This is a genomic window from Glycomyces endophyticus, from assembly GCF_039531525.1.
Taxonomy (GTDB): Bacteria; Actinomycetota; Actinomycetes; order Mycobacteriales; family Micromonosporaceae; genus Glycomyces; species Glycomyces endophyticus.
Window position 1 is genome coordinate 17446 of sequence record NZ_BAAAQF010000034.1, and the last position, 13102, is coordinate 30547.

At 72.3% G+C, this 13102-nt stretch carries 13 protein-coding genes; 1 reads left to right on the forward strand and 12 read right to left on the reverse strand.

What is annotated here, in order from left to right:
* Window positions 1–4: 4 nt before the first annotated feature.
* The 3 genes from ABD419_RS23945 to ABD419_RS23955 form a co-directional block, all read right to left on the reverse strand.
* Window positions 5–679 (reverse strand): hypothetical protein, encoded by a 675-nt coding sequence (locus ABD419_RS23945; RefSeq protein WP_344492324.1) that lies wholly within the window; start codon window positions 677–679, stop codon window positions 5–7.
* A 169-nt stretch (window positions 680–848) separates the two neighbouring features.
* Window positions 849–2498 carry a copper resistance CopC/CopD family protein gene (locus ABD419_RS23950; protein WP_344492327.1) on the reverse strand — a complete coding sequence of 550 codons (1650 nt, stop codon included), beginning with the start codon at window positions 2496–2498 and terminating at the stop codon, window positions 849–851.
* A complete protein-coding gene (locus ABD419_RS23955; RefSeq protein ID WP_344492329.1) occupies window positions 2495–3205 on the reverse strand; it encodes a YcnI family copper-binding membrane protein in 711 nt (236 codons plus the stop codon). The genes ABD419_RS23950 and ABD419_RS23955 overlap by 4 nt, the downstream gene beginning before the upstream one ends.
* Before the next feature lie 173 nt (window positions 3206–3378).
* On the opposite strand from ABD419_RS23955, the gene ABD419_RS23960 reads away from it, so the two are divergent.
* The gene (locus ABD419_RS23960; protein ID WP_344492332.1) at window positions 3379–3828 is read left to right on the forward strand and encodes a hypothetical protein; all 450 of its coding nucleotides are present in this window, start codon (window positions 3379–3381) and stop codon (window positions 3826–3828) included.
* A gap of 70 nt (window positions 3829–3898) precedes the next feature.
* Here the strand turns inward: ABD419_RS23960 and ABD419_RS23965 are convergent, their stop codons facing one another.
* The 9 genes from ABD419_RS23965 to ABD419_RS24005 all read right to left on the reverse strand — a co-directional run bounded on the left by ABD419_RS23965 (window position 3899) and on the right by ABD419_RS24005 (window position 13100).
* Complete coding sequence (locus ABD419_RS23965) at window positions 3899–4318, reverse strand: RNHCP domain-containing protein (protein WP_344492335.1); 420 nt, start codon at window positions 4316–4318, stop codon at window positions 3899–3901.
* Window positions 4319–4332: 14 nt separating this feature from the next.
* On the reverse strand, window positions 4333–4692 hold the full coding sequence (locus tag ABD419_RS23970; RefSeq protein ID WP_425556186.1) for an RNHCP domain-containing protein: 360 nt from the start codon (window positions 4690–4692) through the stop codon (window positions 4333–4335).
* A 346-nt stretch (window positions 4693–5038) separates the two neighbouring features.
* The gene (locus ABD419_RS23975; protein ID WP_344492338.1) at window positions 5039–6502 is read right to left on the reverse strand and encodes a family 43 glycosylhydrolase; all 1464 of its coding nucleotides are present in this window, start codon (window positions 6500–6502) and stop codon (window positions 5039–5041) included.
* A gap of 9 nt (window positions 6503–6511) precedes the next feature.
* On the reverse strand, window positions 6512–7888 hold the full coding sequence (locus tag ABD419_RS23980) for a glycoside hydrolase family 43 protein (protein ID WP_344492341.1): 1377 nt from the start codon (window positions 7886–7888) through the stop codon (window positions 6512–6514).
* A 220-nt stretch (window positions 7889–8108) separates the two neighbouring features.
* Entirely contained in the window at window positions 8109–9365 is a 1257-nt protein-coding gene (locus ABD419_RS23985) for a cellulase family glycosylhydrolase (RefSeq protein ID WP_344492346.1), read from the reverse strand.
* Between the two features lie 115 nt (window positions 9366–9480).
* On the reverse strand, window positions 9481–10278 hold the full coding sequence (locus ABD419_RS23990; protein WP_344492349.1) for an ABC transporter ATP-binding protein: 798 nt from the start codon (window positions 10276–10278) through the stop codon (window positions 9481–9483).
* The gene (locus ABD419_RS23995) at window positions 10268–11257 is read right to left on the reverse strand and encodes an ABC transporter ATP-binding protein (protein ID WP_344492351.1); all 990 of its coding nucleotides are present in this window, start codon (window positions 11255–11257) and stop codon (window positions 10268–10270) included. Before ABD419_RS23995 ends, ABD419_RS23990 begins: the two co-directional genes overlap by 11 nt.
* Window positions 11254–12096, reverse strand: a complete 843-nt coding sequence (locus ABD419_RS24000) for an ABC transporter permease (RefSeq protein WP_344492354.1) — start codon at window positions 12094–12096, stop codon at window positions 11254–11256. Before ABD419_RS24000 ends, ABD419_RS23995 begins: the two co-directional genes overlap by 4 nt.
* Window positions 12093–13100, reverse strand: coding sequence for an ABC transporter permease (locus ABD419_RS24005; RefSeq protein ID WP_344492357.1), 1008 nt, complete (start codon window positions 13098–13100; stop codon window positions 12093–12095). Before ABD419_RS24005 ends, ABD419_RS24000 begins: the two co-directional genes overlap by 4 nt.
* Window positions 13101–13102: the final 2 nt, after the last annotated feature.

Consider the following 13102-nt stretch of genomic DNA (forward strand, 5'->3'; position numbering starts at 1 on the left):
CGCGTCAGCCGTCGCCTCGCCCGCTCGAGTCCACGACACCCGCGGCCCGGCCTCCGGCCGCCCCACCCGTCAGCCGCGCCCGGAACGCGTCGTCGACGGCGAGCAGCCGCAGCACGATCGCGACGACCACGGCGAGGAGCGCGCCGACTCCCCAGAGGACGGTCTCGAACCAGTCGCGGTCGCCGAACGAGTAGTGCGCGCGGTCTTCCGGATCGAAGTGGCCGACGACGCGGTCGCCGGAGATCCACCGGTCGTCCTCGTCGGTGCTCCAGGTGACACCGGTGCGACCCGGGCAGTCCATGGTGTGTTCGATCAGCGTGTCACCGCGGTGCTCCTTCCGCCTGCTGGAGACGACAGTGCACTCCACGCCCACTCCGCGCGCGTTGAGGACGCTGGACTCGAACACCGGCGCCAGCATGATGCCTCCGATCGCGATGAAGGCCAGCACGGCGGTCATGCCCCGTATGTCCCCGCGGAAGCGGCCGATGCAGCAGGAGGCGAAGAAGCCCGCCAAGGCCGCGGCGACCAGGATGATCGAGGCCGCGAACCACCAGTCCGGCAGGACGTCCGGAGCGAACATGGCCGTCCACAGGAGATGCGCGGTCGCGGCGAACACGATGCCGGGCGGGATCACGGCGAGCGCCCGCTCGCGGCGTCTGCTGTCTCGGGGTTCGGCCATGCGCACTCGCTGTTCGGTCGGGGGTCGTGACGCCGAGCGTATTCGGAATCGCGCCGCCGCGGGGTCCCGGCGGTCCACAAGCCGCAGTGTCCGCACCGCTCACCTGCCCGTTCTTCGCATGTCGCCCGCGTCACGCACTGGCCGAGGAGTACTCGGGACCCGCTCGCGGTCAGTCGGGAGTCGACGATCCGATGTCGACGGTGATCGTGGCGGTGACGGCGTCGAACTCGGTGGCGCGGGCCTGGACGGTGACCTCCCACGTGCCGGGGAGGGGCAGGTCCATCGCGCAGTGGTACTGGCCCGGCGCGAACTCGTGGATCTCGGCGGCGACGGGGCCGAAGTCCTCCGCGGGCAGGACCGCGGTGACCACCGGGGGTTCGAGCGGGACGAGCGGCGCCCCGGCCGCGTCGGTGAGTGCGAGCATGAGCATGTTCTCCCCCGTCAGGCCCGGGGACAGGTGGGCCTCGAACGCGCCGTCGCCGAGCGCGCCCTCCGCGGAGACCACGCCGCCGGTCGGCAGCGGTTCGGGGGCCGGTTCCTGCACGGGGGCCGCGGGGCTCGCGTTGACGAGGACGCCGGTGAGGACGACGGCCGCGGCCACGATGGCGGCCTCGGCGGCCAGGACGCGGCGCAGGCGCGAGAGGCCCGCCGCCGCGCTCGCGGCGACGACCGGGATGAGGCGGAACCGGTTCCAGCCCGCCAGCGCGAGCGCGAGCGCCACCAGCGAGAGCTTGACGATCAGGGCGCGGCCGTGGTCGGAGGCGGCGAAGGCGTCCCAGTCGCGGTGGATCGACAGGGCCATGACGAGGCCGCTGGTGCCGAGGAGGGCGACACTGTATGCGGCGCAGGCGGAGAAGCGCGAGACGACCAGGGCGGCGCGGGCGGGGTCGCCGGTGCGGTGCCGGAGCATGACGAGTAGGCCCGCCAGTCCCCCGGCCCAGAACGCGCCGGTCGCGAGGTGGATGGCGTCGGCGCCGATCATGATCCACTGCACGCCGAAGCTGAGCGAGTGGCCGGCGAGGGCCGGTGCCGCGACGGTGGCGGCCGCGAGGGCGGGGGCGGCGCGCGGGTGCCGTTCGCGGATCGCGTATGCGCCGCCGACGCCGATGGCGGTGGCGGCGAGGACGATGAGGGACGCGGTGGTGGCCGACGCGGTCCAGGCGCCGACGTCGGCGAGGCCGCTGAGGGGCAGACCGGCGATCTCCAAGCCGCCCAGAGGAACCGCGAGGGCGGCGCCGATGATCGCGGCGGTCGCGGCGGTGCGGAGGAGGCGGCCGCGGGGGCGGGCGGGCCAGGCGCCGCGCGCGATCGCGGTGCGGAAGCACAGGTACCCGGCGAACAGCAGCAGGCCGAGGTAGTGGAGCGCGGCGGCGGCCGCGGGGACCGGGGCCGGGATCTCGTCCGGCGTCTCGGTCGGCGCGGGCGCGGTGCCGGGCTGCGCGTCGCCGACGGTGAAGGCGAGGACGCCGGCGATGGGGTGGTCGTCGGCGGAGATGACGCGCCAGTTGAGGTGGTAGGCGCCGTCGGGCAGGTCGTCGGGCAGGTCGAGGACGACGTCCCGGTCGCGGGCCGCGGCGTCGACGTCGTGGTCGCCGCCGGCACTGTCGATGAGGCGCATCGCGTCGTCGACGGGCCGCACGGATTCGTTGAAGGCGAGGGTGACCGTGTCGGGGGCGGCGTCGAGGGCGGCGCCGTCGGCGGGGTCGGTCGACAGGAGCGCGGCGTGCGCCGAGGCGGCGCGGGCGGGCGCGAGGGCGAGGAGGACCGCGAGGGCGAGCAGCGCGGCTCGCCCCGGCGGTCGGGTGCGGAGCGCGGTCACGCCGCGCGTCGTCCTCTCAGGAGGCCGGCGGCGCCGAGGCCGGCGCCGATCATGCCGACGGCGAGCGCCACGTAGGTGACGGGGTCGGTGCCGGTGTCGCCGGTGGACTCGGCGGCGGCCGGTTCGAGGTCGGCGGGTTCGGCGTCCTCGGTGTCGGCGGCGGCGAGGACCTCGATGAACGGTGCGGGCGAGGCGAGCTCGTCGGGGTTCTGGCCTTCGGCGGCGATCTCGATCCAGGGGTGGTCGGTGGTGGTGCAGGTCTGGACGACCGGGAAGTGCAGGGTCTGCCCGGCGGCCTCCTCGGGCAGGCGCAGGGAGAGTTCGAAGGCGTCGCGCAGGTCGTCGGGGAGCGGGGTCTTCGCGGTGTAGACGACCTGGTCGACCCGTTCGGTGACCTCGTTGCCGTGGGCGTCGACCACGGGCGCGGGGAGGTCGGTCATGACCTTCTGGACCTCCCATCCGGGGTTGACGGTGGGGGTGACGGCGTTGATCGGCTCGGGGATCTGGACGGCGATCGCGGTGGTGGGCTCGCCGTCGCAGCCGTGGGGGACGGAGACGGTGAGGAGCGTGTAGGTGCCGGCGACGGTGTTCGCCGTGGAGATCGTGACGTGCGCGGAGGCCGGTCCGGCCAGTGCGACGGCGGCCGTGGCGGCGGCGCCGACGACGGCGGTGCGCGCGAGGGCGCGGCCGATGCGGTTGCGGGGCATGGTGAAGTCTGCTTTCTGGGGAGGTGCGCGCCGGATTCGGCGCGCGGGACGACGGGGGGACGGGTGCGGCCGGGCCGCGGTGGTCCCCGCACGGTCGTCGCCCCGGTGGCCGGTCGTCGCCTCGGGGGCGTGATCAGCTGCGGCACAGCGGGTGCGGTGCGTACTGGAGTCGGGTGGCCCGGCGGGCGGAGCCGGTCGAGGAGGCGTGTGAGGGCGGCGGCGACGCGGTCGCGCAGGCGCGGGAGGGCCGGTTCGACGCGGGTGGTCCAGAGGACGGCGATCGTGGTGGCGCCGGTGTGGAGCATCGCCATGGCGGCGGTCTCGCGTTCGCCGTGGAGGGCGTGGTCGCCGGTCTGGGCGAAGAGGCTGTGCAGGAGCGCCTGGGCGACGGTGAAGACGCTGAAGAGCCAGGCGGCCCGGCGGGGGCCGCGCTGCGCGAACAGGTGGGCGGTGGCCGCGATCGGCATGGCCGCCAGCACCACCGGCCCGGTCGAGACGGTGCCGCCCGCGAGGACGTGGGCCCCGGCGGCGACCGGCGCGCACACCAGCGCGAACACGGCGGCCTTGGCGGCCTGGATCAGCGTCTCCCGGGTGCGCACGCACCGATCATCCCAGAAGATTGACAAATATCAATGACTGTCTCACATGGGAGCGGTCAGACGCGTCCGGGGGCGCGGACGCCCCCGGACGCGGTCACAGGTTGATCAGCGTTCGGCTCGCCCGGTCCGTGTCCTGGAGCGGGCGCAGCGCCAGCCGCATCAGGGCGAGCGCGTTGTCGTCGCCCGCGATGCGGTTGGAGCTGAGCTCGCCGCACGACAGGCACTGGTGGACGATCATCCACTCGCCGTCGGGCCTGGTGAAGACCGCCAGCGCCTCCATGCGCCCGCGGCACGCCGCGTCGCGGTCGCCGGGGATGCGGCGGTCGACGTGGAGGCTCGCGAGGCACTGCGGGCAGTGGTTGCGGTGGGCGGTGCCCGGCGCGTCCAGGGACACGTCGAGGCGGCATCCGACGCAGCGGAAGTCGTTCGCGCGGTGCCCGCCGCGGTCGTGCAGGACGTCCTTGTGCCGCTGCCTGCGGTGGTCGTGCTCGCGGGGCCTGGTCCGTCGTGGCATGTCGGTCCCCCCCTCTACAGACTGCCGAGCGCTTCGAGCGGGAACGGCGGCTGGGCGAGCGGGCGCACGGCCATGCGCATGAGGATGAGCTGGTTGTCGTCCCCGCACACGGGGTTCGAGGTGAGCTCGTCGCAGCGCACGCAGCGGTGGATGAGCATCCAGTCGCCGGTCCGCAGGACCGCGATGGCGATCGGGCTCATGCGGCCCTCGCACTCGCTGGGGCCGCCGTCGACGTGGTCGGCGACGTGCCGCGAGTGCAGGCAGGACGGGCAGTGGTTGCGCAGGGCGCCGTCGGTGGTGGACTTGGTGGCGGTCAGGCCGCACCATGCGCAGGTGAAGGTGTGGATCGTGAGCGTGTTGCTGGTGTGTGACACCCGGGGCTCCTTGCTGGAGAGTCGTGCGATGACAGCAAGAGCAGGCCGAGCGGCTCGGTCGGTGGACGCGCGCCTCCGGTGCCGCACCTCGGGTGCGGCGGGATCGTCGGAGGCTTACGCGATGCTGCGAGGCGCGCTCGGCGCACGGCGGGGCATAGACACTGCTTTCTAGGGCCGGAGCCCGGACGGTGCCCGCACGTGAGCGGACCCGACCACGGTAGGAAACGCGGTCGGGTCCTGTCAACGAATTTATCCGAGAGCGGTCTGGTCCGCACCGTCCGGTGCCGGACAGTGGCGTGTGGTGGTGCCCCGGCCGGGCGAGGACGCTCCCGGCCGGGGCGCCGGCTCACGAGGTGACCCGGAACGTGGCGTCGGCCCGCGCGGTCGCGGTGGTGATCGTGTCGATCCGCAGCAGGTAGTCGTAGTGGCGCAGGTAGCGGTCGGGGTAGTTGTAGGACTGGAACGAGGCGGCGGTCGCGTCGGCGAGGCCGGCGGTGCGTCGGAAGGTCGCGTCGGCGGCGAACTGGGCGGTCCCGTCGTTCGGGGCCAGGACGAGGTCGAACCCGCTGTGCCGCAGGTAGTGTCCGGGGTAGTTGACCGATTCGAAGGAGACCGTCCCGGTGCCGGCGAGGCCGGTCCGGAGCCGGAACCAGCCGTCCTGGGCCGGGGAGACGCTCGCGTCGATGCGGACGTCGAAGTCGGCGTGCCGCACGTACCGGCTCGGGAAGTTGTAGGACTGGAGGCGGTTGTAGGCCCCGACGGTCTCGCCGGAGGGCACGGGCAGGACGGTGCTCACCGAGACGGGGGTCCCGAGGTTCGGGGTGCCGTCGGCGTTCCAGGTGAACTCCTGGATGCGGGTGGTGCGGGTCGAGCCGCAGCCTTGGGACGCGGAGGTGTTGGCGTGGTAGACGATCCAGTGCTCGGTGCCGTCCGGTGAGGTGAAGAACCCGTTGTGGCCGGGTCCGTAGACGCCGTTGGCGTCGCTGCGCTGGAACACCGGTTGCGGCCGCTTGGTCCAGGACGCGGCGCTGAGCGGGTTCGCGCCGGTGAGTTCGAGGAGGCCGAGCTTGTAGTCCGGTCCCTGGCAGGCGCTGGCGGAGTAGACGACGAAGGTGTCGCCGCCGTGCTGGAGCGCGACCGGGCCCTCGTTCATGGGGGTCCCCTGGGTCTCCCAGGACAGCTGCGGGGTGGAGATCGCGGTCCGCTGCGTCGAGAGGGTCCAGGGGCTGGTCATGGCCGCGATGTAGATGCTCGGGTCCGCGCCGGTCCACTGGCCGGGGACGCCCGACCACAGGAGGTAGCGCTGGGTCCCGATGGTGACGACGCTGCCGTCGATCCCCCACCAATTGCTCGCCCCGAAGATCATGCCCTTGTAGGTGTAGGGGCCCATGGGGTCGGTGCCGGCGCTCTCGGCGACGTGGACGCGCTGGTCCTCGATGCCGCCGGCGCCGGCGGAGTAGTAGATGTACCAGCGCCATCCGTTGGGGCCGTTGAGGTAGTGGAACTCGGGGGCCCAGACGTTCTTGTCGCGCCCGGCGGGGAAGTCGCTGTAGACCGGGACGGCGGCGGCGTGCTTGAGGCCGTCGATCGTGGCGGCGCGGCGCATGGTGATCGGGCCGTTCCATGGGGTCGTCATCAGGTAGTAGTTCCCCTGGTGGTAGGTCATCCAGGGGTCCGGGCCGGAGCTGTTGAGCGGGTTGGTGAACGTAGCGGTCTGGGCCTGTGCGGCCGGGACCGAGACGACCAGGCTCGCGAGGAGGGCGAGCAGGGTCAGCAGGAGGCCGGGGAGGCGGCGGCGGGTGAGGGACATGGCCGGCTCCTAATAGGTCACTCGGAAGGTGGCGTCCTGGCGGTCGGTGGCCGAGGAGCCCGAGGAGAGCGGGTCGATGCGCAGCACGTACCCGGAGTGGCGCAGGTACCGGTCGGGGAAGTTGTGGGACCGGAAGGAGGCCCAGGAGGCGTCGGCGAGGCCGGCGGTGCGGTGGAAGGTGGCGTCCTGGGCGAACTGGGCCGTGCCGTCGCCGGTGGCGAGCTGGATCGCGTAGTTCACGTGGCGGAGGTAGCGGCCGGGGAGGTTCACGGACTCGAAGGAGACGCCGGCGCTGTCGGCGAGCCCGGGGACGAGTCGCCACTGCTGGTCGGCCGGGGGCTCCATCGGGAAGGGGTCGATGCGGCCGACGTTGGAGGCGTGGCGCACGTACCGGTCGGGGAAGTTGTAGGACTTGAGGCGGTTCCAGTTCGGTGCGCCCCAGCGGGTCAGGAGCGCGGTGCGCTCGGCGGCGGTGATGGGGACGATGCCTGCGTGCTTGGAGCTGATCGGGGCGGTGAAGGTGCGCTGGTTGAGCGCGGTCCAGCTGTTGCCGGCGATGTTGGTGGACTGCCAGGCGTAGAAGACGGCGTTGGCGGGCGAGAAGGAGTCGCCCCACAGCCAGAAGGAGCCGCCGCTGTTGGCGGCCACCAGGATCGGGGCCTCGATGGCACTGCCCTGGCGCAGGCCGCCGGTGAGGGTCGTGTACGAGTTCGGGGCGCCGGTGGTGGAGCGGGCGACGTAGAGGTTGCCGTTGGCGAGGTTCTTGTAGGCGAGGTAGAAGGCGCCGCCGTGGCGCAGGACGTCGCCGTCGAGGACGTTGAAGCCGGGGTCGAAGTAGGTCTGCGCGGCGCCCATGTTCACGAAGTCGGTGGTGTAGTTGACCATGAACACGTCGCGGGTGCCGTTGTGGGCGGAGTAGACGACCCCGTACTGGCCGCGGGCGGGGTCCCAGAACGCGGTCGGGGCCCACGAGTGGGTGTTGAGGGCGTGGAGGCGCACGCGCCGGTAGCCGGTGAAGGTGCGCAGGTCCGCGGAGTCCCACACGTGGATGTACTGGTTGTTCAGGTTGAACACGCGGCCTTTGAGGTCGGTGGCGAGCACGGTGAAGGTGCCGTCCTGCTTGCGCAGGAGGAAGGGGTCGCGCAGGCCCTGCATCCCGGCGGTGGGGGTGGCGACGGGCTGGTTCTGGTTGAGCGGCGTCCATTCGAGGCCGTCGGCGGAGACGGCGAGGTGGAGGGCGTAGCTGTCGTCGGTGAGGTTCGGGGATTCCTTGAAGTAGGCCATCGCGTAGGCGCCGTAGGTCTGGGCCTGCGCGGCCGCGCCGGGGAGCGCGGCGGCCGCGGCGGCGGCGAGCCCGGCGGTGAGGAGGGTGCGGCGAGCGGTCATGCGGGGTCCCTTCCGAGACGGGGGTGCGGGTCCGCGCCCGGGGCTGCGCCGAACCCTTGAGTTAGCGATCACATCGCACGCCGATGATAGCGATAACACATCGACACAGTCAAGACCATCGATATTTATCGAACGCGGGCACGGAAGACGCCCGCGATCCGGGCCCTCACCGGATCGCGGGCGGTGTGCGGCGGGGGCGGCGCCCCCGCGGTTCAGCGGGTCAGGCCTTCGCCCACAGCGCGGGGACGTTCGGGGGCTCCCAGCCGGTCAGCGAGGTGTGCGCCTGGAGGCACCGGTACGAGGCGCCGCCGTAGGTGACCGTGGCGCCGACGGCGTACGAGGTGCCGGCCTTCCAGGTGCCCGAGGAGGCCGGGGTGGTCTCCTCCTCGGTGGGCTCCTCGGTGGGCGGGGCGCTGGTGCCGCCGTCGAGGATCGCGTCGCGGACCCACTCCCCCGCCTCCTTGAGGTTGCCGCCGGCGCCGGTGAAGGGGCCGCCGGGGCAGGTGCCGGGCTCGAAGGCCGCGCCGGAGCGCGCGTCGTCGGAGTAGTTCCAGTTGACCCAGCTGATGCCCTTGTCCTCCATGAGGTCGAGGTAGCGCTGGGCCATGGCGAAGTCGTTCGGTCCGTCGCCGGTGTACTCCTGGGTGCCGAACTCGGTCACGAACATCGGGATCTCGTCGGCGGCCCGGGAGAGCCCGTCGAGGTACCAGTCGTCGTGCGAGGCGGCGTAGAAGTGGAAGGTGTACATGATGTTCTCGGCGTCCACCTGGTCGTCGATGACCTCCTGCTCGTCCGAGCCGCCGGAGAGGCCCAGGGAGGACCAGTCGGGGGTGCCGAGGAGGATGACGGCGTCGTCGTCGTACTGGCGGATCACCGGGATGATCTGCTCGTGGTAGCTCTTGATCCGCGCCCAGGTGACGCCGCTGGGCTCGTTCGCGACCTCGTAGAAGATGTTGTCCTGGCCGCCGTGCTCGGCGGCGATCTCGGCGAAGAAGGTCTTCGCGCGCTCGAGGTTGTAGTGCGGGTCGCCGGGGCTGAGCATGTGCCAGTCGACGATCACGTACTGGCCGCGGGCGGTGACCTCGTCGATGAGGTCGTGCATGCGCTGCGTGAAACCCTCGGGGTCGGTCTCGTAGCCGTCCTCCTGGATGTACATCGAGAGCCGCACGATGTCGGCGCCCCAGTCGTAGGCGAGGGCGTCGAGCGAGGCGTCGTTGACGCACTGCGAGTACCACTGGAGGCCGTGGGTGCTCATGCCGCGCAGCTGGACCGGGTTCCCGGACTCGTCGCACAGCGTGGTGCCGCACACGGACAGCCGCCCGTGCTCGGCGGTCGGGGTGAGGGCCTCGGCGACGGTGCCGGGGTCGTCGGCGTGCTCGCCCGAGGCGGCGCCGATGCCGATCGGGGTGATGACCGCGACGGCGGCGAGGGCCGCGAGCAGGCCGAAGAGCCGCTTGCGGCGGGGTGGGAGCGCCATGTACTCCTCCTCAATAGTTAGGCAGTATTACTATCTATTGATCACCTTACGGGGGCCGCGAATTCGAGTCAATAGATTGATTAATGCCAATATTGTCGGATTCGCGGCCCGCGGCTCAGGAGGACCGGTGGAGCTTCGGCACGTCGGCCAGGAGCGAGCGCGTGTACGGGTGCTCGGGCTCGGCGACCACCTGCTCGGCGGGGCCGGACTCCACGATACGGCCCCGGTGCATGACCGCGATCCGGTCGGCGAGGTAGTACGCCTGCCCGAGGTCGTGGGTCACGAACAGCACGGTCATCCCCCGCTCGTCGCGCAGGTCGGCCAGGAGGTTGAGGACCGTGACCCGCACCGAGGCGTCCAGCAGGGACGTCGCCTCGTCGGCGATGAGCAGGCGCGGGCGCAGCATGAGCGCCCGCGCGAGCATGACCCGCTGGCGCTGCCCGCCCGAGAGCTCGTGCGGGCGCTTGGCGAGCGTCTCGGCCGCGTCGAGCCCGACCGCCGCCAGCGCCGCGGCCATCGCCTCGCGCCCGCTCTCGCGGGTCTCGGAGGGCATGAGCTGCAACGCCGTCGCGAGGGTCGCCTCCACGCGCCGGTACTGGTGGAACGCGGCGAACGGGTCCTGGAAGACCGCCTGGACCTCGCGCCAGTAGTCGCGGCGGGCCGCGCCGCGCACGGCGGTGACGTCGCGGCCGCCGAAGACGACCCGGCCCGCGGTGGGGTCCGCCAGGCGCAGCAGGAGGCGCCCGAGGGTGCTCTTGCCCGAGCCGCTCTGGCCGACCAGGGCGGTGACCTCGCCGCGGCGCAGGTGCAGGTCGACGCCGTCGACGGCTCGGACCTCGTCCTTGCCGCGGCCGAAGGTCTTGGCCAGGCCCTCGGTGCGCAGCAGTTCGTTCCCGTCGTGCTCAGCCGGCATGGGCCGCCTCCTCGATCTCGACGCTGCGCCAGCAGGAGTCGTCGCGTTCGCCGATCACCAGGCGCGGCGGCCGGTCGGTGGCGCACCGGTCCACGGCGTGCTCGCAGCGGGGTGCGAACGGGCAGCCGGGGATCGGGGCGCGCAGGTCGGGGGGCGAGCCGGGGATGCCGGCGAGGCGGCGTCCGCGGGCGCCCGGTTCGGGCACCAGGACCGAGGCGAGGAGGGCCTGGGAGTAGGGGTGGCGCGGGGCGGTGACGAGGTCCTTCGCGGGGGCCTCCTCGACGACGCGGCCGGCGTACATGACGGCGATGCGGTCGGCGAGCTCGGACAGGAGCGCCACGTCGTGGGTGATGAACACGATGCCCTCGACGAGGCCGTCGCCGACCAGGCGGCGGAGCAGGTCCACCAGGAGCCGCTGCGAGGACACGTCCAGGGCCGAGGAGGGCTCGTCGGCCACCAGCAGGCGCGGGTCGCGCAGGGTCGCCAGCGCGGTGACGACGCGCTGGCGCATCCCGCCGGAGAGCTGGTGGGGGTAGGCGCGGAGGACGCGCGGGGGCAGTTCGAGCGCTTCGAGGCGGGCGGCGGTGCGGCGCAGGGACTCCGGCCGCTTGATGCGCCGGTCGCCGGCGGCGAGGATGTCGTGGGCCATGGCGCCGACGCGGCGGGTGGGGTTGAGCGCGTTGAGGGCGCCCTGCGGGAGGAGGGCGACGGTGCCGCCGCGCAGGGCGCGGTGGGAGGCGGTGTCGGTGAGGTCGACGTCGCGGCCGCCGATGGCGAGGGTGCCGGAGGTGACGCGCAGGGAGGGCCCGGGGTTGAGGGAGAGGACGGAGGCCATCGTGGACTTGCCGCAGCCCGATTCGCCGACGACGCCGAGGATCTGGCCGGGCCGGATCTCGAGGGCGACGTCGTCGAGGGCGTGGAACCGCTGGTCTCCGGCGGCGTAGTGGGCGGAGAGCCACGTGAGGCTCGCGAGGGTCATCGGGCCGCCTTTCGGTCGCGCAGGCGCGGGTTGAAGACCGTGTCGAGGCTCGACTGGACGAGCAGGAGGGAGAAGGTGATCGCGGTGATGAACACGGTGGGGGTCAGGAAGACCCACCACTGGCCGCCGCGGATGGACTCCCAGGCGATGGCCCAGTGGAGCATCACGCCGAGGGAGGCGGTGCCGGAGGGGCCGAGGCCGAGGAGGCTCAGGGCCGCTTCGGCGAGGATCGCGCCGTAGAGCTGGATGACGAAGGCCATCACGATGTAGGACATCATGTACGGCAGGAGTTCGACGGCGATGATGCGGCCGGTGCGGGAGCCGGAGAGGCGCGCGATGTCGACGTGCTCGCGCTGCCGGAGGCTGGCGATCTGGGAGCGGACGGCGCGGGCGGTCCAGGGCCAGGAGACCGCGCCGATGCAGACGCCCATGACGGTGACCGAGCGGGTGTCGAGGCTGATGGAGAGCAGCAGGAGCACGATGATCGCCGGGACGGTGATCATGATGTTGGTGAGCCCCATGAGGATCTCGTCGAGGAGGCCGCCGCGGTAGCCGGCGAGGGTGCCGATGAGGACGCCGAGGACGGTGCCGGCGACCCCCGCGAGGAGTCCGATGTAGATGGACGTGCGGATGCCGTGGACGAGCTGGACGCCGACGGACCGGCCGAGGTGGTCGGTGCCGAGGAGGAAGTCGGCGCCGGGCGGCTGGAACGGGCCGCCGAGGAGGTCGCCGGGGCCGGCGCCCGCGGCGAGCGGCCCGACGAGGCCGGCCGCGCAGATGAGCAGGAAGACCGCGGCGGCGGCGTGGAACCGCGCGGGGAGTGCCTTGAGCGCCTTCACCGTTCGCCCCTTTCAGCGGCGCGGATGCGCGGGTCGATGAGGCCGTAGAGGACGTCGACCAGGAAGTTGGCGACGAGCACGACGATGAGGACGAGCAGGGTGACGGCCTGGATGACCGGGTAGTCCTTGTTGAGGATCGCGTCGTACAGGAGCGTCCCGATCCCCGGGTAGGAGAAGACGATCTCGGTGAGCAGCGCGCCGCCGACGAGGGTGCCGATGGCGAGCGCGAGTCCGGTGATCTGCGGGAGCATGCCGTTGCGGAAGATGTAGCCGACGATCGTGCGGTCGGCGAGGCCGAAGCTCTCGGCGAAGCGCACGTAGTCGGCGTCGACCTCGTAGACGGCCATGGAGCGCATGCCGATCGCCTGCCCGCCGATGAAGACCAGCAGGAGGGACAGGAACGGCAGGAACCAGTGCGAGACGGCGTCCACGGCGAAGATCCCGGTCCACTCGGGGCTGTTGCCGAAGGACCAGCCGCCGCCGGTCGGGAACAGCGGGAGCGCGACGGCGAGGCCGTAGAGCAGCAGCACGGCGAGGCAGTAGTAGGGCGCGGCGGTGAGGAAGAGGCTCGACAGGTAGACGGTCCGGTCGAAGCCGCCGCGGCGGTAGGCCGCTATGGCGCCGACGAGGTTGCCGATGAGCCAGCCGAGCAGGACCGCGGGGAGCTGGAGGGCGATCGTCCAGGGCAGGGCGTCGCCGATCATGGTGGCGACGTCGGCCGGGTAGCGGCTGAACGAGGTCCCGAAGTCCCCTTGCAGGGTCTTCCCGATGTAGGTGAGGAACTGCGACCAGAGGTGCTGGTCGAGCCCGAACTCGGCGATGTAGGTCTCGTAGACGCGCTGCTTGGTCTCGGAGGAGGCGTGCCCGCGGAGCGCCTGCCCGACGAGGGTGTCCACGGGGTTGCCCGGGAGCAGGCGCGGCAGGAAGAAGTTGAGCGCCAGCGCCGCGGCGAAGGCCGCGGCGTACCAGCCCAGCTTGGAGAGGATGTGGCGGAGGAGGGTCATGT